The sequence below is a fragment of the Gottfriedia acidiceleris genome (genome assembly GCF_004138285.1).
GTDB classification, from domain to species: domain Bacteria; phylum Bacillota; class Bacilli; order Bacillales; family Bacillaceae_G; genus Gottfriedia; species Gottfriedia acidiceleris_A.
This window is the reverse complement of sequence record NZ_SCFN01000017.1, coordinates 1-17,082: the sequence shown is the minus strand read 5'-3', so window position 1 is coordinate 17,082 and position 17,082 is coordinate 1. Positions and strand designations below refer to the sequence as shown.

The following is a 17,082-nucleotide window of genomic DNA, read 5'->3' as shown; positions in this document are numbered from 1 at the left end:
ATCTCCTTTTGCTTTAATGAATGAGGAATTTTTCTTTTTGTCCACTTAAATCTTCTCGATTGTGTTTCGAATTCCAAATCGTAAGTTCTGGACCTTTTGGTAAGACTTTTGGTTCTTCCTTGTCGGGCGAAATGGTAATCGATAAATGGTAGTGTCGCTTAATCGCATCAAAATCAGTAGTATCCCCAAACCCTGGTGTTTGATATAAATCTCGTGCATAGCTCCATAAGTTTTTATACTCTCGTATTAAATTTCGATTCGTATTAAAGGCTGTAAAGTATGCAGCATCGAACCGTACAAGTGTTGTAAATAACCTAACATCAGTATCAGTAATTTTATCACCAAATAAAAAACGTTGTTTAGATAAGCGTTGCTCTAGCTCATCTAATCTATTAAATAACGTTTCATAAGCATCTTCATAAGCTTTCTGGGATTGTGCAAAACCACATTTGTATACACCATTGTTTACATCAGTGAATATGATTTCGTTTAACGCATCAATTTCTTGGCGGATGGAAACTGGGTATAAATCTGGTGCATTCTTTTTATGATACGGCTTCCAAACAGTTTCGAAATAATTTGTTAGCCTAAAATAGTCATTATTGACAACCTTACCAGAACTAATATCGATAATTGCAGGTACTGTCGGTCGTCCAGAATAGTTTTGATCAGATTTTTGATAGATTTCACTCATATAGCGAACGCCTAATATTGGATCAACTCCTCCTGAATCCAAAGAAAATTCCCAATCCAAGTGAGGCAATCTCGGACGCATTGGACTGACGGTTCCTAAACTAATCGTATTTTCTAAGCCTAGCACTTTTCGTACAATAACAGCGCGATGGGCCCATGGACAAGCAGCTGACCAAATGAGACGATATCGACCTGTTTCAACAGGGAGTTCTCCTAGTTTATTTCCAAATGGTGTAGAAAAACGATTTAACTGACGTTTAAAGAAACCGTCAACTGTTACTTCAGTTGGTTTAGTTTTATTCATACCTAAACTTCCTTTCTCACTACTTTGGATAATATTTTTGATTAGAATTTTTGAAGAGGAACATAGAAGTAATTCTAATACTCTATTATACTCTAAATATTCAGAAAATGTATTTTTTCTCGAAATACATATAATGACTAGTTAACGCTGTTATACTACTTTGTTAGAATTTATCTCGAATTTGAGGTATATTTAAAAAGATTAATAAATATAGCAAAAGAAACTTGTAAATCTACTCAAAATCTGATTAAAAATTACAGAAATTCGGAGGAATAGTTTAATGGAAATAGGAATCAGTACTTTTGTAGAAACAACACCTGATGCAAATACGGGTGATGTAATAAGTCATGCAGAACGATTGCGTGAAGTGGTTGAGGAGATTATTCTTGCAGATCAAGTAGGATTAGATGTATTTGGAGTAGGTGAACATCATCGTAATGATTTTGCAGCATCATCGCCAGCTGTCGTACTAGCAGCGGCTGCATTCCAAACAAATCGTATTCGGCTAACAAGTGCCGTAACTGTACTATCATCAGCAGATCCGGTAAGAGTATTTCAAGATTTTGCTACGCTTGATGGTATTTCGAATGGACGAGCGGAAATCATGGCGGGACGGGGTTCATTCATCGAATCATTTCCTTTATTTGGCTATAAATTAAACGACTATGATGAACTTTTTGAAGAAAAACTGGATTTACTGTTAACCTTGCAAAAATCTGAATTCGTAACATGGAGTGGAAAACATCGTCCAGCCATTAACAATATAGGAATCTATCCTCGTCCAGTACAGGAGCCCCTGCCAATTTGGATTGGAAGCGGCGGAAACAGTGAGTCAGTTGTTCGAGCTGGATTATTAGGACTTCCACTAGTAATTGCTATTATAGGTGGACGGGCAATTCAGTTCGCACCACTTGTCGAGCTTTATAAAAAAGCAGCAGCTCATGCTGGTCATGATGTAAACAAACTACAGATTGCATCCCATTCACATGGGTTCATCGCAGAGGATACTAGGACTGCAGCTGATAAATTTTTCCCATCAACACAGCAAGTTATGAATAAGCTTGGAAAGGAACGGGGATGGGGAATTTATGACCGATCTGCATTTGATACGGCACGAAGCTTTGAAGGTGCACTTTATGTTGGTGATTCTGATACTGTAGCACAAAAAATCATTCACCTCCGAAAAAATGTAGGTATTACAAGATTTATGCTTCACGTACCAGTTGGTTCGATGCCACATGCAGACGTAATGAACGCAATCGAACTATTGGGTAAAGAAGTTGCACCAATCGTACGAGAAGAAATCGCAAAATGGGAAGCAAATCTATAACTTGAAATAAATTAAAAACTGTTTTCTCTAAAGAGAACAGTTTTTTTATACCAGTTATTTTTAAAAAATCGTGATAATATTCCATCAAATGGAAAAGAATATTGCATAGGAAAGGAGGGAGTTCAAATGTTAATAAAAAATTGGTTATCAGGACTAATTGTTTTTTTAGCAACGATTGTGTTGATGGCAACACCAGGTAATTTCAAAGCTTTTGCTGAATCTAAAGGTTCAGATGCAAATGACCGAGCACAAACAATCGTAGTAGAGTTGAATGATGATTACTTTAATCCGAAAAACATCACGATTCCAAATGGTACAAAAACAACTTTATTATTGAGAAATAAAGGGAGTAAACCACATACATTTACTGTGAAAATGCTCAATATTGATGAAGAAGTTCAACCGAGAAGTGAAAAAACCATTTCAGTGTTACCAAAACAAGCAAATACATATGATCTTACATGTAAGTACCATTTTAATGTAGGTATGGTAGGAAAAGTAATTGTAAAATAAAGTCAAGGCCACCCGGCCTTGACTTTATTTATATATTGATAAACTTCCACATTAAAGAAATGCCATCTTAATTTCTAACTTATAAAGGCATTTCATTACTTTTTAATAAAAACTCCTCATACAATTAGAATGAGGAGGGATATGGATGGAGAATATCGATTTTCATATACTTCAATGGTTTTTTGGTAGTACACCGATTCTTGGTTTAGCTTTAATGATGTTTATTGCTTCATCGCTTGGGAAGCGCCTGACTATTCCAATTATTACCGTTATCGTAACATCATGCTTGTGGTATATTTGGAAAACGCTACCAAACGATATTTGGCATCATATGGGTGCTGTTGATGACGTCGGTCTGTACCAACATATAACCTTCGCGCTAACCCTTGGTTTTGTCACATCGAGCATTCTCGGAATGTTTCAAAAAACTCGTCACGTTAAATAAGATTATCATTAAGATATATAAAAATTTTAAAAGCTTTCAATGATATTATATAGATTAATGCAAAGTACCAATTACAATGAGCTTCTCTCAAAGAGGCTCTTTTTTATATTTTAAAGAAATAGATTAAAAGATTTAATTTAATAAAATTAAGAAAGCGAATTCATAAAAATAGAATTTAAAAATGATAAAAAAATCAATTGACTCTCCCCTTGGAGGAGGCTTTACATTATGTTTTGTAGAGTTTTAAAAGGAGTTGAGTTAAGATGAAAAAACAAAACATAATGTTATCTTTAGTATTAATGAATTTATTCATTATTTTTTTAGGAATTGGCTTAGTAATACCAGTCACACCTTCAATTATGAATGAGTTAAATATATCTGGTACAATTGTCGGCTATATGGTAGCTGCATTTGCTATTACACAATTATTTTTTTCACCAATTGCAGGTCGCTGGGTAGACCAGTTCGGACGTAAAAAAATGATTATAACGGGTTTATTAATCTTTAGTATCTCAGAGTTTTTATTCGGAATGGGTAAAACGATTGAGGTTCTTTTTATTTCACGTATGCTAGGTGGTATAAGTGCGGCATTCATTATGCCAGCTGTAACAGCATTTATAGCAGATGTTACAACTGTCGAAACAAGAGCAAAAGCACTCGGCTATATGTCGGCTGCAATTTCAACAGGTTTTATTGTTGGACCAGGTGTTGGAGGATTTTTAGCAGAATATGGTCCACGCATACCTTTCTTCTTTGCAGCAGGATTGGCGATTTTCGCAGGGATTTTATCTATTACAGTCCTTCCCGAGCCAGAACGAAATCAAGTCAGTAATGAAGAAAAAGGACAAAAACCAGGATTTAAACGGATTTTTGCACCGATGTATTTTATCTCGTTTATGGTTATATTGATTTCACAATTTGGATTGTCAGCTTTTGAATCATTATTTTCACTGTTCACAAATCATAAATTTGGTTTTACACCGAAAGACATAGCAATCATGATTACTGGCGGCGGGATCGTTGGTGCGATTGCTCAAGTAGCACTATTTGATCGATTAACTAAATGGATGGGAGAAATTCGATTAATTCGATATAGTTTAATCCTTTCTACAATACTAGTGTTTTTAATGACAATTGTGAACTCATACTTTATGATTTTACTTGTGACGATTACAGTATTTTTAGGCTTTGATTTAATGCGTCCAGCCGTTACAACCTATTTATCTAAGATTGCAGGTAATGAACAAGGCTTTGTAGGTGGAATGAATTCAATGTTTACTAGTTTTGGGAATGTAATAGGACCTATAATAGGTGGAATCCTATTTGATATAGACTTAAACTATCCATTTTATTTTGCAACAGTCTTATTAGCGAGTGGTGTTGGTTTAACAATTGCCTGGAAAATGCCAGTATATCGAACAGCATAATTAATCAAAAAAGCGTATTCTTTTTTTCGAATAAAGAATATGCTTCTTTTGCTAAAATAAGATTGTGGAGGTGATTGAAGTGAAGGAAAAACTTTATACAATAGGTGAGGTATCCAAATTAGTTAATATTTCAATTAAAGCACTCCGATATTATGATAAAATCAACTTATTTAAACCAGCCTATGTCGATCCAGATACGAATTATCGATATTACAAAGACTCACAAATTCATCTTCTCGATTTAATCAAATCACTCAAATATATTGGTACTCCATTAGAAGAGATGAAAGAAGTACAGGGGCTAAAGAGGGATGAATTTTTCTCCTTTTTAACAGAACAAGAAAAAATTGTAAAGGAAAAAATAGATTCATTAATCGAAATTGAAAAAATCATCGCGAATGCAAAAAAAGGATTGCAAAAACAAAAGGATTATCCTCAATTTGGTGAAGTGTTTTTTTCGTATGAAGAAGAAATGCAAATCATACAGACAAAAGCTAAAGGGATAGACCCGAAAAATATTTTAAATGCCTCATACAGTAAATTGAAGAAATTTGCTGCATCTACAGAAGGTTTTAGGAACAATGGGTATGGTGCCATTGTGCCATATAAATTTTATACACATGTTAATGAAGTAACATATCAATATTTATTTACACCCGTTTTAACAAAAAAACAAACTACACTACTATTGCCGGGTACCGAGGTTTCAACAATACCCGAAGGAAAATACATATGCATTACTTATAAAAGCGTATCATCGGATGATTATTTTACAAACTTACAAAGACTTATTAACTATATAGACAAACATCAAATAACGATTAAAAGTGATATATATGAGTCATTAATACATAATAATTATTCACCGAATCAAAAAGAAGAATTTTTAATTGAAATGAGAGTATTGGTCGATGATGAAAGAGAATAGATAGACAAAAAATATGATCCTCTAAAGCTCATAGATAATGAGCGAGCTAATTAAAGATTTTATCCAGACTCCTTAAAGAGTCTTTTTTTTTACTTTTATGATCCAAAAATAAATTTATTTAATATACACATTGAATTAATGAATAAAAAGATAAAGATTTATAGAAAGATTAAACTTTTACGTTCGACGAATCAATTTATTAAATATAAATATTAAATAATTTAATTAAAATATAAATTTTTATAAATAAATTTAAATTTTTGTTTGAAAAATTAAATATATAGTGTATGATATGATTAAATAAAAGAAAGGAGAACAGTATGTCGTATCCTTTACTCACTAATTGTCCTGTTTGCAGCAAGGCACTTAAAATTACTAAGCTACATTGTAATCATTGTCAGACAACGATCGAAAATGAATTTGAAGTATCGAAATTAGCGGCTCTAGGCCAAGAACAACTTCATTTTATTGAGATTTTTCTTAAATGTCGTGGAAATATCAAAGAGGTCGAAAAGGAACTAGGAATTTCTTATCCGACCGTCAGAGGAAAATTAGATGAAATTATCTCTACTCTTGGATATTCCACTCAAAAGAAACCAGAAATAGATAAATCAAAAATTGTAACATTATTGGAAAAAGGCGAAATTACGGCTGAGAAAGCAATTCAATTATTAAAAGAGGGGGACTTTTAATGAAAGACGAGATTTCAAGAATCTTAACGTTGATGGAAGAAGGAAAGATTGATAAGGATAAAGCAAGTGAATTGATTAATATTTTACAAGATAAAGACCAGCCAGAACGAGTATCTTTAAAAAAAGAACCATATGGAAATAAAATTTTAAAGATTCGTGTGAACTCTGAAGTTGGAGATAATGTTAATGTTAATGTACCGATTAATCTTGTAAAGGCTGTTTTAAAAGTAGGTACAAATATTGCTGAAAAAATTCCTGAAGCTGAAAAATATGTAAAAGATATTAACGTTGATCTCTTAATCGAAGCAATCGAAAACGAAATGGTCGGACAAATCGTTGACATCACTTCATCTAACGGTGATAAAGTTTTTGTTGTGATTGAGTAGATTATGTTAAAGGTCAAGGTGAAAATAGAAGGAAAGCGATTCTCCATTCCCGTTCCATATGCGGCTTTAAATTTAGCTAGTTTGATCATCACATCCAAATGGCTTAATCATTTAATAAATAAAGCAATTAAAAAAAATGGTAACAAATTCAATTTTCCTGAAATTGATAGAAAAGATTTGAAGCCGTTACTGCAGGGACTTACTAAAAACCGTGGACTAATACTTGTTGATACGAAGCTAAAAGATGGAACTGAAGTAGTGGTAAAGCTTTAAAGTTCCATCTTTTAGTCACTAATTTATATTTTCATATTTCGCCAAATATTTTAAACGAGTTATTTATAATAATATTATGTAAACAAGCATAAAGTATAAAAACCCCCTTTTTTTTAAAATGGGGGTTTTCTTATTAATAATCTTCATCATCCCAAACATTACTTGCATTTTGTGTTCGATTCATCATTTTTGCTAAATAAAGTTCAGTCGTTTGAATACTTTCATGACCTAAACTTCGACTAACTTGATAAATGCTGGCACCTTTTTCAATTGAACGACATGCATAATGATGTCGAAAGAAGTGAGGACTAATATTGTTCGTTCGATTATGATCTTTCACAAAAGTTAACTCAGAATCTTTTATCATTTCAATTACATATTTTGATAAATATTTAAACGAATAATGTTGATTCAGTTTATTTGGAAAAAATGGACTTGAATCAGTTTTTGAAATTTGATTTGATAAACCACGTCGACTCCTTAGTTTACATAGATCTATAAATACGTGATTTAATAATTTAACTTCACGTTTTTTATTTCCTTTTCCAACAATTTCGAGCCAATAACCGTTTGAATCCTTTGTAACTTTACCCCAATTTGCCTCAGCTAGTTCCCGAATTCGCATACCAGTTGTAGCTAATAATTTGATTATAGTCGTTTTTAAAATATTTCCATTATAAAAATTCAATAATGCTTTAACTTCACTTTCTTCTAAATCGCGATTTGGTAGGTCATCTTTTGTAATTTTTGCATTCAATATTCGAGTGTATAAAGGTACTTGAACATAATGACTATCAAATAAAAACTTAAAAAAGCTTTTTAATATCACAAGTTTTCTTGAAAGAGTTGTAACACGATATTGTTTCTTGTTTGAACCGTACTGATAAGTAGATAGCCATTGTTGATAAGAATCGATGTGTCTTTGTTTTAAATTTTTGAAAAATGAAGTCTCTATATAAGATTCTACATCCTGACGCAAAAATTCTTCACTCTTCATCAAGTATCGAAAAAACTGCAGTAATTCTCGTATGTATTCCATCTTTGTACTATCTTTTCGTTGTTTCGATTTTTGAATATCTTTTCTTTGATGGACAAAGTAGTAGATCATGTCTAAATCAGAAAAACTTTCATAGATCATCAGATGATTTTTTTCATTTTCAAACTTTGTTTGTAGAAGAATAGGAAAGTATGTTTCATCTATTAAATACTCAATTATGTTGGATTCAATAAGATTCGTAGCTGGGAAATGAATTGAATTTGTAATAAGTAGATTGGATTTTACTAACATATTACTCACCTCATAATCTATTATACATAAATCATTGTATTTATAGTATTAATTCGAATACTTTTTCCAGTTAAATAATTCACTTCAATTTTTTATAAATATTAAAATGCATGAAATGATTAAGGTAGAAAAATACACTATTATTCTACTTTAAACAAATTACGTATAATTAATTATTTATAAATAAATAGATTAATTTGTATCTGTTTAATTACTTTTTAACAATTTGTTGGAAATAATTATGATATAATGAGTCTATAAACCAATGAAAAAGGAAGAATTCCAATGTTAGAACAAGATCAAAATACGAAAGAGATTGTTACAACAAATGAGGCTGTAGAACTGTTAGGTGTATCGAAACAAACGATTTACAATTATGTAAAGGCTGGGAAACTTAAGCTTGTTTATGAGGATTGGCAAATCGATGGGACAATGAGGTTTTACCTAGAGGATCTTAATCAGTTAAAGTCTCAAACTGTAAAACCGGTAGGATTAACTGTTCTTGAAACAGCTAATTTATTAGGAGTATCAAAAGCAACAATCCATCAATATATAAAAGCCGGAAAAATTAACGCAAGTAAAGTAAATTTTAAAGGTAGATTAACTGTATTTATTCCAGAAGAAGAAATTGAAAATCTAAAATTCTCACAAAAAAATGCATCAAGAAAAAAGTCATTTTTTACAAAAGACTTAGAATTTTACTTATTCGGTCTATATGAAATTCCAAACTCGAACGAAAAAGCCCGAATCATCGAGCTTAATGAAAATACTGAAATCGTAGCAAAAACGAATATGGGAGAACTTTTAAACAAAGAAGAACTTATAAGCCGTGGTTTTAGAAAGGCCTATGAAATGAAGAAAGCCAGTCATAGTACTAAAAGAGGAATGATCTCATTTCAATTTCCAATACCTCAATCAATTAGCGCCCCGATTTTTGGCATTATCGATTCATTTTATAAACACATTGGACATCAAAATATGAATCTTTATATAATGAACAACTCAATTAAGGTCGAAATAAAACCAATTAAACTACCGTATCTTGATGTACAAATTGAACAAGATTTTGAAATTTTACAAAACTGTTTAATTGATGGTAAGCTTTCTACTAGACCAGGTTTTATTGTGTTTACGAGTAATCAAGAGCAACTAACTATTTTTGTGAAAGATTTAATAAAAGAAAAGATTAAACAAATTGCACTAGATCATCATACTGGAATTGAGGACATTACTGAGAAGCTTTTGCTTATGGGTTTAAAGGAATTTGAAAAAAACAACGCATTTAATAACTAAATTTATCCTCCAATTTCCGACAACGAGATGGGTACTTGTATTAGAAATTAAATCTCGATGCGTCTATTAAACTAGTTTAGATAATTCTGAAAATAGTAAAAAGGGGAATGAAAATGAAGTTTATCGATTTAAGAAGTGACACTGTAACAAATCCTACAGATGAAATGAGACAAGCCATGTTTTCAGCCGAGGTCGGCGATGATGTTTATGGGGATGATCCAACTGTACAAAAATTAGAAATTCTAGCTGCTTCTATGGTTGGGAAAGAAGCTTCTTTATTTGTGCCAAGTGGTACATTTGGTAACCAGCTTGCTTTGTTTACACATTGTGATCGTGGTACTGAAGTCATCCTTGGGGAGGATTGCCATATATTCGAACATGAAGTAGGTGCTGCTTCAATTATTGCAGGTGTTCACCTAAGAACATTACAAACAACTTACGGAAAGATGGATATTAAACGAATCAAACATTCTATCCGACCTGATGACATTCATTATCCAGAAACCTCACTAATCTGTTTAGAAAATGCTTATTCAAATGGATCTGTAGTTGATATCGACTATATGAAGCAAGTTTATAGCATAGCAAAAGATGCAAATATTCCTGTTCATTTAGATGGTGCAAGGATATTTAACGCTGCTACTTATTTAAAAACGGATGTTAAAGAATTATCTCAATATAGTGACTCGGTAATGTTTTGTTTATCAAAAGGTCTTTGTGCTCCAGTAGGTTCAATCCTTGCTGGAAGTAAAGATTTTATTGAAAAAGCGAAAAAGAAACGAAAATTACTAGGTGGAGGCTGGAGACAATCTGGATTTTTAGCAGCCGCTGGTATAATCGCATTAGAAAAAATGACAAAACGATTACATGAAGATCATGAAAATGCTCAATATTTAGCTAATAGACTAAGTGAAATCCCAGGAATTAATGTTGACACATCTCAACTTCATATCAATTTAGTATTCTTCCAAATGATTGATATGAGAAGAAGTCCAGAAGAAATTGAACAAATTTTTAAAGAGAACGGAATTATCACTTTTGCGCCAGAAGAAGATGGCATGATGCGTTTTGCTACACATTACTGGATTACGAAAAATGATATTGATAAAGTAATTGATGTGATGAAAACAATATAAATTTTCGGTGTGAAATTTAAAAAAAGAGGAAAATTCCTCTTTTTTATTTTGGATACTTTTTGTGTAAATGGAAAACTTTTTTTATTCAACTAGTTGGCAATTTAGTTGAATAATGAATTATCAAATAAAGGAAATAGGGCTGAAGGTAATATAGGTGAAAATTATATAATCATATGGTCAATAGAGGGCATTTTTGGATTAAATGATGCTTACGGTGTACATGATTTAGCTAAAGGTATTACATGAATTATATTACATCTCTTTATAAAACTTTATACGGTAATAACTGTTATATCCAAGGAAAAACATATATGCAATAACTAATGGCAACAACATTATTAAATCTATATCCATCAAGGAAAATGCTAAAATTAAAGCTCCAAACATAATAACCATCATGTCATATGCTTTCGCCTTTGCTTGATTAGCGATTGTCAAATTACGCTCATCTTTCTTGTCAATCTCTAGCTGCTTTGCTGCGACGGGATTATTCTTCATAGCCAAGCGGATCAATATTTCTCCCATACCGTGACCAAAAATACTACAGCCAAGGCCAAAACAGATATAAGGTAACACTCGCTGCAAACCTTGTGGATTTCCATTTGTTTTGATGAAGTATATACCACCTACTAGTAGTACTAAGGCTACCACAGTAAGATAATAAATCGATTTAGTTTTTTTCATATACTTTCATCCTCCTCATAAATAAAAATTTCTTCGATACTCATACCGAAAAAACGAGCAATCTTGAACGCTAAAAGGATAGATGGGTTATAACGCCCGTTTTCTAGTGAACCTATAGTTTGCCTTGACACTTCAAGAGCTGTTGCTAATTCCTCTTGCTTAATTCCGCGTTGTTTGCGGATTTCTTCTAAACGGTTTAGCAACGTGTTCCCCCCTTTGTTATGGAAAGTTAACTTTCCGTAAAGTAAGCTTATCGTGCAACAAGAGTAATGTCAAGCGTACTTTCCATTTAGCTGTTATTATGCGGCTTTTTTTATTTTGGTAAATGGCAGTCTAGTTTTATTAATGATTCTCCACTTCATCAAAAATAAAAGTTAGTTTATTATCAAATTAGTAAACGTATTGGGGGAAATCACTTGAGTAATGGTTTTGTATGCAAGTGTTGTGGAAAATATCATGAGGAGTTACCGATGAATTACGGAAGTGCAGCTCCTGACTATTTTTTTGAAATTCCAGTTAATGAGCACAAAGGTCGAGTCGAGATGAACGATGATTTATGTATTATTGATGATAAGTATTTTTTTATTCGTGGAAATATTGAAATTCCTATTATCGATACAAATCAAAAATTTATTTGGGATGTATGGGTATCATTAAGCGAAGAGAACTTCGATAAAATAAATGATTTTTGGGAAATGAATTTTTATAATAATTTGAACTATGAAAATACATATGAAAAAGTAATGAAATTGTTCAACTAATGTTTGAATATAAGACGTTGTTCTGTTACTAATTCTCCTTGTGTACATAATTTTTAGTATCAAAAGTTAGTTATTTATAAACTTAAAAAATATTACTTTATTATAAAAGTATAGTTAATATTAACGGAATTATCAGGAAACTATTGTGCATAAGTAAGACCTTGTATATATTTATAGTACAATATGAACGAACAATTGCTCATATTACGTTGAATTTTACTTAATAAATTAATATGGAGGATGAATGATGGAAGAAATAATTGAAAAAGCAATACAAGATATTTACCCTGATGATTTCGCTTGGTGTTATGGGTGTGGTCGATTAAATAAAGATGGTCATCATCTTCGGACTGGGTGGCATGGTGATAAAACTGTTACGATCTTTACACCGGAATCAAAGTACATGGGAATTCCAGGATTTATTTATGGTGGATTAATAGCTTCGTTAATTGATTGTCATGGGACAGGTTCTGCCTCACTTGCTTTACACCGTAAGAATGGGAACGAAATAGGAGATGGCTCAGTACCACCTAGATTTGTAACCGCTGCCCTCAATGTGGAATATCTTAAACCAACTCCACAAGATGTTCCACTAAAAGCAGTTGGAACTGTTGAAGAAATCCATCCTAAAAAATGGAAAGTTCATACAGAATTATTCGCAAATGATATTCTTTGTGCTCGTGGAGAGGTAGTTCTTGTTGTAATGCCTAGCACATTTTTAAAATAAATAGTTAAAGATTATGAGTAGCTTTTCGCTACTCTATTTTTATGTACTAACTCAAAAATATAAATCTATAATTCTCTATATAATTCAATTTCAATTGTTTTAATCAAGAGTATATGGTAAATTAAGGTCATTAACTTATTAAAGTCGTTTAATAAGTTTTTTAAGGGGGTGAATTTAGTGAATGAATTTTTAGCAACTCCAAGCACTATGAAGAAAATGGTCCTTCGTGGTATTCGTACAACACTTTTAAAACTAGGAAGTGCAACTAAAATTGAATTAAGTCAAAGGCTAGAAATTAGTTTTCCGACAATTAGTAAGTTTCTAACAGAAATGGAAAAAGAAGGAGAAGTTCTTTTAGTTGGATTAGATAACTCTAGTGGTGGAAGAAGGGCAAAAAGATATTCTTACAATCCTGAACATATGTTAGGATTAGTAATATTTTTAGAAAAAACAGAAACGAATTATAAAATTTTTAATTGTGTCGGTGAAATAAAGGAACAAGGCAATGCGCCAAGTGCATTAATAGATAATAGTTTGCATTTTTTAACGATGACTATTGAAAATATAATAAATAAATATCCAAAAATCAGTTCAATGTCGATTGGAGTTCCAGCGGCGGTTGATAATGGAAAAATGTTTTATATCCCAGGATACGAACAGTTTCAAAACATTAACTTAAAAGAATATTATGAAGAGCATTTTTCGATTCCTGTCATAGTAGAGAACGATATGAATGCAGCTGTTTTAGGTTTTCACAATAATAGAGATATAAAAGATAAGCAATCCCTTGTTTATTTGTATTCAGGTCAAAACGGTCCAGGTGCGGGAATTATGGTAAACGGTGATGTTGTTAGAGGAAGTACTTTTTTCTCAGGAGAGGTTTCATTCGTTCCTCAGTATGATGAAAGAAATTTTGGGCAGGCATTAAAAAATAGAAGAGGACTTAAAAACCTAAACATAAGTGAGGACTATGAAATTGATGCAATCAGCAGGTTAATCGCCTCATTTGTAGCAATAATTAACCCTCATATCATCATTTTTTGTAAAGATGAAGTTGAAAAAGTTATATTAGATAAAATTAAAATTACTAGCTCAAATTACGTTCCGTCCGAACACCTCCCTGTGCTTACAACGGGTGATTGGAAACAAGACTATTTATTTGGATTACAAAGTCTTTGTCTTAAACTTATGATCGATTGAATATTTAAAAGATAGTCAAAAAAGGTGGTGAGCCTCAATTAATTCTAAAATATAGAAAAAAATAATACTGGGGAGTGATAAATAAATGAAAATTGAACATGTTGCTATATGGGTTAATGATCTGGAAGGGATGAGGGAGTTTTACGAAACTTTTTTTAATTGTAAGTCAAACAATAAATATCATAATAGTGAAAAGAAATTTGAATCTTATTTTCTTACTTTTGAATCTGGCGCACGATTAGAGATTATGCGTAAAGAGGGAATTGTTAAGACAAATCCCGATGATTAAATTGGTTGGGCTCATATTGCAATCTCCTTAGGAAGTGAAGACGCCGTCAATCAGATGAGTGCCAAATTTAAAAATTGCGGTTATTCCCTCATTAATGGGCCTCGTTTGACTGGCGATGGGTACTATGAGAGTGTTATAAAAGATCCTGAAGGGAATCTTATTGAGTTGACTGTCTAACTTATTAAAGATGTTAAATAAGTATTTGATTCTTCACTTTTTAAATAAGTTTAATAAGTTTGTTTTCACCATACTTTTTAAACATGTTTAAAAAGTTTTATAACTCTATAACTAGGAGGTTAATTATGGATTCTTCATTAAATAGCCGGCAAATTCAATTATGGCGGGTCGCCATTTATTTCATTTTTGCACTGACTGGATTTGCATTCGCATCATGGGTATCTCGCACGCCTGCAATTAGGGATGCTCTAGGTTCTACAACAGCAGAGATGGGTGTAATCATATTTGGGCTTTCCGTAGGATCGATAATCGGATTGACAAGTGCTAGTATTCTTATTGCTCAAAAGGGCGGACGTTTTGTCATGGTTTTTGGTCTATCAGTAGTTTCTTTTGGACTCTTAATTGTTGGTATCAGTGGTTCATGGCTGATAAATAGTATTATGGTATTTTTAGGGCTAGTTGTTTTCGGTTTTGGGCAAGGAATTTGTGATGTAGCGATGAATGTAGAGGGAACCGCAGTTGAGAGAGCTGCACAAAAGTCGCTCTTAACCGGTTTTCATGCTGCGTTTAGTTTGGGTACGCTTCTTGGAGCATTGGTTGGTTCGACAATGACTAAGTCGGGAATCTCTGTACCTATTCACTTGTCACTTACAGCCTTGGTTATCATTTTGACTGCTGTTTTGTCTTTATACCGTTACATACCTGCCGACACAGGTAAAGAAGTTAATAGTGACTCTGTTAAGGTAAACAGAACGAAAGAATATATGGCTGTATGGAAAGAGCGACGCACAGTAATGATTGGTATCATTGTACTTGGAATGGCTTTCGTTGAAGGTTCTGCTAATGACTGGTTACCCCTTATTGTGGTTGATGGCTACAATGTTACCCCAGCTATGGGTTCCATTGCATATGGTATTTTTGTCGGTTCAATGACTATTGGACGGGCAATAGGTGATAAAATATTAGACCGTTTTGGTCGAGTTATCGTTTTGCGAGCATCAGCACTTTTGGCTTTTGTAGGACTGATGATTGTTATAATGAGCCACAGTTTCGAAGTAGCAACTTTTGGTATTGTTTTTTGGGGACTTGGGGCAGCATTTGGTTTTCCAGTTGGACTATCCGCTGCAGGAGACGATCCACATAGAGTAGCTGCAAGAGTAAGTGCAGTATCGACGGCTGGTTACCTTGCATTCCTAGTAGGACCACCATTTTTAGGAATTATTGGTGAATATGTAGGGCTACTTCGCGCTCTGATTTTCGTATTAATTGCTGTTACTATCTCTGGACTGCTTTCAAAAGCTGCGAAACCAATTAGAAAACAAAATAATTTGGAAATGGACTCGAAAGTATCTAATTCCCTAAAATTGTAGTTAGAAAGATTTATTGGAATGAGTATTTTCTTATGTGGATTACACATGCTTTTGTTCAAAAACAAAAAGAGGGCGTACTATATCAATCGTCCTCTTTTTCATTTAAGTCTTATAATAACCATTAAATGAACAGCGAAATATCGATATCCATTCTATAAATCTACTAAAACATTATGGTTCTCTAAAACCAAATATAGCCATTAGCAACAATGGCATAATTGTAACCCCTATAACGAATAGAAATACAATTAGCATTCCAACATATTTTAAGAATCCTTTCTCATTATTTTTTACTCCCAAGATTCCAAATATAATACTCGATATCATAGAAACAATTCCTGAGAAGAAAAATATTCCTATGACGATTTTTTCTCGCTAGCAAAATCAGAAAAATCATTATTAAACGCTAAGTGGATAACGCCGTCAGCAGCCTTGGCACCGTTATATATACTCTCGAGGTCGTTAAGATTTCCTAGATGTACATCAGCCCCGGCTTCTCTTAGTTTCATTGCACCACTGTCTGAGCGAGTAACCCCGACGACTTTATGACCTGCATTAATGAGGTCTTGTACTACAGCAGTACCGACGTATCCTGTTGCACCTGTCACAAATATTCGCATAATTTTATCCTCCTGAAACTGTTTAGTTGTATAGTTGCTTGAACAATTGTAGTATAAACTATAGAGTTGGCTCTAAGGCAAGGCGTTTTAGGAGGAATTTTTTTGAAGATTAATGAGTTAGCTAAAAAGATGGGTTTAACAGTCCACACTATTCGGTTTTATGAAAAAGAAGGCTTATTGGATAGTCGTCACGTTCAAAGAGAGGAAAATAATTATCGTAATTATTCAGACGAGGCGGTTAAACGACTGAAACTCATCAAAAAATTTCAGGGAATAGGGTGTTCTTTAACTGAACTAAAAGATATATTAGAGGACAAAGATAAAAATACCCGTTCTAATCAACAGGTAATTGAATGGATATCTCAAAAAATTACTGAAATCGAACGGATGAGAAATGAATATGATCAAATGCTTGTTACACTTAATATCATGTTAGAATACAGGAAGACATTAAATAATGATACTAAAAATGTATAAATTGTTTGACTAATTTATATTATTAAGTGGTGTGCAAACGGTCTTCTTTTAATAGAAATTTGTATATCC

21 protein-coding genes and 1 pseudogene are annotated in these 17,082 nt (G+C 32.7%); 16 read left to right on the top strand and 6 right to left on the bottom strand.

The features are described 5' to 3' along the window. Window positions 1-13 precede the first annotated feature (13 nt). The gene (locus tag EP747_RS18745) at window positions 14-997 is read right to left on the bottom strand and encodes a glutathione S-transferase family protein (protein ID WP_129691604.1); all 984 of its coding nucleotides are present in this window, start codon (window positions 995-997) and stop codon (window positions 14-16) included. A 280-nt stretch (window positions 998-1,277) separates the two neighbouring features. On the opposite strand from EP747_RS18745, the gene EP747_RS18740 reads away from it, so the two are divergent. From EP747_RS18740 to EP747_RS18705, 8 genes are all read left to right on the top strand, one after another. Next, on the top strand, window positions 1,278-2,327 hold the full coding sequence (locus EP747_RS18740) for an LLM class flavin-dependent oxidoreductase (protein ID WP_129691603.1): 1,050 nt from the start codon (window positions 1,278-1,280) through the stop codon (window positions 2,325-2,327). A 126-nt stretch (window positions 2,328-2,453) separates the two neighbouring features. Next, entirely contained in the window at window positions 2,454-2,840 is a 387-nt protein-coding gene (locus EP747_RS18735) for a cupredoxin domain-containing protein (RefSeq protein WP_129691602.1), read from the top strand. 145 nt (window positions 2,841-2,985) lie between these two features. Further along, window positions 2,986-3,285 (top strand): hypothetical protein, encoded by a 300-nt coding sequence (locus EP747_RS18730; protein ID WP_129691601.1) that lies wholly within the window; start codon window positions 2,986-2,988, stop codon window positions 3,283-3,285. A gap of 263 nt (window positions 3,286-3,548) precedes the next feature. After that, window positions 3,549-4,712: an MFS transporter gene (locus EP747_RS18725; protein ID WP_129691600.1), complete on the top strand. Its 1,164-nt coding sequence runs from the start codon at window positions 3,549-3,551 to the stop codon at window positions 4,710-4,712. 79 nt (window positions 4,713-4,791) lie between these two features. Continuing rightward, on the top strand, window positions 4,792-5,640 hold the full coding sequence (locus EP747_RS18720; protein ID WP_129691599.1) for a MerR family transcriptional regulator: 849 nt from the start codon (window positions 4,792-4,794) through the stop codon (window positions 5,638-5,640). Window positions 5,641-5,960: 320 nt separating this feature from the next. Then, window positions 5,961-6,332 (top strand): DUF2089 domain-containing protein, encoded by a 372-nt coding sequence (locus tag EP747_RS18715; protein WP_129691598.1) that lies wholly within the window; start codon window positions 5,961-5,963, stop codon window positions 6,330-6,332. Then, window positions 6,332-6,718 carry a hypothetical protein gene (locus tag EP747_RS18710; RefSeq protein ID WP_098861249.1) on the top strand — a complete coding sequence of 129 codons (387 nt, stop codon included), beginning with the start codon at window positions 6,332-6,334 and terminating at the stop codon, window positions 6,716-6,718. Before EP747_RS18715 ends, EP747_RS18710 begins: the two co-directional genes overlap by 1 nt. 3 nt (window positions 6,719-6,721) lie before the next feature. After that, window positions 6,722-6,991, top strand: a complete 270-nt coding sequence (locus tag EP747_RS18705; protein WP_129691597.1) for a hypothetical protein — start codon at window positions 6,722-6,724, stop codon at window positions 6,989-6,991. Window positions 6,992-7,124: 133 nt separating this feature from the next. On the opposite strand, the gene EP747_RS18700 is transcribed toward EP747_RS18705, so the two are convergent. Next, on the bottom strand, window positions 7,125-8,279 hold the full coding sequence (locus EP747_RS18700; RefSeq protein WP_129691596.1) for a tyrosine-type recombinase/integrase: 1,155 nt from the start codon (window positions 8,277-8,279) through the stop codon (window positions 7,125-7,127). A 285-nt stretch (window positions 8,280-8,564) separates the two neighbouring features. On the opposite strand from EP747_RS18700, the gene EP747_RS18695 reads away from it, so the two are divergent. Beyond that, window positions 8,565-9,572, top strand: coding sequence for a helix-turn-helix domain-containing protein (locus EP747_RS18695; protein WP_129691595.1), 1,008 nt, complete (start codon window positions 8,565-8,567; stop codon window positions 9,570-9,572). Between the two features lie 113 nt (window positions 9,573-9,685). Next, a complete protein-coding gene (gene ltaE / locus EP747_RS18690) occupies window positions 9,686-10,708 on the top strand; it encodes a low-specificity L-threonine aldolase (protein ID WP_129691594.1) in 1,023 nt (340 codons plus the stop codon). A gap of 252 nt (window positions 10,709-10,960) precedes the next feature. On the opposite strand, the gene EP747_RS18685 is transcribed toward ltaE, so the two are convergent. Both EP747_RS18685 and EP747_RS18680 read right to left on the bottom strand, forming a co-directional pair. Next, the gene (locus EP747_RS18685; RefSeq protein WP_129691593.1) at window positions 10,961-11,392 is read right to left on the bottom strand and encodes a hypothetical protein; all 432 of its coding nucleotides are present in this window, start codon (window positions 11,390-11,392) and stop codon (window positions 10,961-10,963) included. Then, complete coding sequence (locus EP747_RS18680) at window positions 11,389-11,595, bottom strand: helix-turn-helix transcriptional regulator (protein WP_129691592.1); 207 nt, start codon at window positions 11,593-11,595, stop codon at window positions 11,389-11,391. Before EP747_RS18680 ends, EP747_RS18685 begins: the two co-directional genes overlap by 4 nt. A 213-nt stretch (window positions 11,596-11,808) precedes the next feature. Here EP747_RS18680 and EP747_RS18675 point away from each other — a divergent pair, with 213 nt between their 5' ends. From EP747_RS18675 to EP747_RS18655, 5 genes and pseudogenes are all read left to right on the top strand, one after another. Further along, complete coding sequence (locus EP747_RS18675) at window positions 11,809-12,153, top strand: DUF2199 domain-containing protein (RefSeq protein WP_235832937.1); 345 nt, start codon at window positions 11,809-11,811, stop codon at window positions 12,151-12,153. A gap of 247 nt (window positions 12,154-12,400) precedes the next feature. Then, on the top strand, window positions 12,401-12,880 hold the full coding sequence (locus EP747_RS18670) for a PaaI family thioesterase (RefSeq protein ID WP_129691591.1): 480 nt from the start codon (window positions 12,401-12,403) through the stop codon (window positions 12,878-12,880). A gap of 177 nt (window positions 12,881-13,057) precedes the next feature. Continuing rightward, complete coding sequence (locus tag EP747_RS18665) at window positions 13,058-14,080, top strand: ROK family protein (protein ID WP_419179327.1); 1,023 nt, start codon at window positions 13,058-13,060, stop codon at window positions 14,078-14,080. Window positions 14,081-14,165: 85 nt separating this feature from the next. Then, window positions 14,166-14,546: pseudogene (locus EP747_RS18660) on the top strand (VOC family protein). A gap of 125 nt (window positions 14,547-14,671) precedes the next feature. Next, window positions 14,672-15,916: an MFS transporter gene (locus EP747_RS18655; protein WP_129691590.1), complete on the top strand. Its 1,245-nt coding sequence runs from the start codon at window positions 14,672-14,674 to the stop codon at window positions 15,914-15,916. Between the two features lie 171 nt (window positions 15,917-16,087). Here EP747_RS18655 and EP747_RS24355 read toward each other — a convergent pair whose 3' ends face one another. Together EP747_RS24355 and EP747_RS18650 are read right to left on the bottom strand one after the other, a co-directional pair. Continuing rightward, window positions 16,088-16,243, bottom strand: a complete 156-nt coding sequence (locus EP747_RS24355; protein WP_165347145.1) for a hypothetical protein — start codon at window positions 16,241-16,243, stop codon at window positions 16,088-16,090. Window positions 16,244-16,272: 29 nt separating this feature from the next. Then, window positions 16,273-16,536 (bottom strand): NAD-dependent epimerase/dehydratase family protein, encoded by a 264-nt coding sequence (locus tag EP747_RS18650; protein ID WP_129691589.1) that lies wholly within the window; start codon window positions 16,534-16,536, stop codon window positions 16,273-16,275. 102 nt (window positions 16,537-16,638) lie between these two features. Between EP747_RS18650 and EP747_RS18645 the strand changes: the two genes are divergently transcribed. After that, window positions 16,639-17,013 carry a MerR family transcriptional regulator gene (locus EP747_RS18645; RefSeq protein ID WP_129691588.1) on the top strand — a complete coding sequence of 125 codons (375 nt, stop codon included), beginning with the start codon at window positions 16,639-16,641 and terminating at the stop codon, window positions 17,011-17,013. Window positions 17,014-17,082: the final 69 nt, after the last annotated feature.

What these genes read in the sequence shown, in the direction of transcription:
- EP747_RS18745 (WP_129691604.1), bottom strand. Translation starts at nt 997, where the DNA reads ATGAATAAAACTAAACCAACTGAAGTAACAGTTGACGGTTTCTTTAAA.
- EP747_RS18740 (WP_129691603.1), top strand. Translation starts at nt 1,278, where the DNA reads ATGGAAATAGGAATCAGTACTTTTGTAGAAACAACACCTGATGCAAAT.
- EP747_RS18735 (WP_129691602.1), top strand. Translation starts at nt 2,454, where the DNA reads ATGTTAATAAAAAATTGGTTATCAGGACTAATTGTTTTTTTAGCAACG.
- EP747_RS18730 (WP_129691601.1), top strand. Translation starts at nt 2,986, where the DNA reads ATGGAGAATATCGATTTTCATATACTTCAATGGTTTTTTGGTAGTACA.
- EP747_RS18725 (WP_129691600.1), top strand. Translation starts at nt 3,549, where the DNA reads ATGAAAAAACAAAACATAATGTTATCTTTAGTATTAATGAATTTATTC.
- EP747_RS18715 (WP_129691598.1), top strand. Translation starts at nt 5,961, where the DNA reads ATGTCGTATCCTTTACTCACTAATTGTCCTGTTTGCAGCAAGGCACTT.
- EP747_RS18710 (WP_098861249.1), top strand. Translation starts at nt 6,332, where the DNA reads ATGAAAGACGAGATTTCAAGAATCTTAACGTTGATGGAAGAAGGAAAG.
- EP747_RS18705 (WP_129691597.1), top strand. Translation starts at nt 6,722, where the DNA reads ATGTTAAAGGTCAAGGTGAAAATAGAAGGAAAGCGATTCTCCATTCCC.
- EP747_RS18700 (WP_129691596.1), bottom strand. Translation starts at nt 8,279, where the DNA reads ATGTTAGTAAAATCCAATCTACTTATTACAAATTCAATTCATTTCCCA.
- EP747_RS18695 (WP_129691595.1), top strand. Translation starts at nt 8,565, where the DNA reads ATGTTAGAACAAGATCAAAATACGAAAGAGATTGTTACAACAAATGAG.
- ltaE (WP_129691594.1), top strand. Translation starts at nt 9,686, where the DNA reads ATGAAGTTTATCGATTTAAGAAGTGACACTGTAACAAATCCTACAGAT.
- EP747_RS18685 (WP_129691593.1), bottom strand. Translation starts at nt 11,392, where the DNA reads ATGAAAAAAACTAAATCGATTTATTATCTTACTGTGGTAGCCTTAGTA.
- EP747_RS18670 (WP_129691591.1), top strand. Translation starts at nt 12,401, where the DNA reads ATGGAAGAAATAATTGAAAAAGCAATACAAGATATTTACCCTGATGAT.
- EP747_RS18655 (WP_129691590.1), top strand. Translation starts at nt 14,672, where the DNA reads ATGGATTCTTCATTAAATAGCCGGCAAATTCAATTATGGCGGGTCGCC.
- EP747_RS24355 (WP_165347145.1), bottom strand. Translation starts at nt 16,243, where the DNA reads ATGATATCGAGTATTATATTTGGAATCTTGGGAGTAAAAAATAATGAG.
- EP747_RS18650 (WP_129691589.1), bottom strand. Translation starts at nt 16,536, where the DNA reads ATGCGAATATTTGTGACAGGTGCAACAGGATACGTCGGTACTGCTGTA.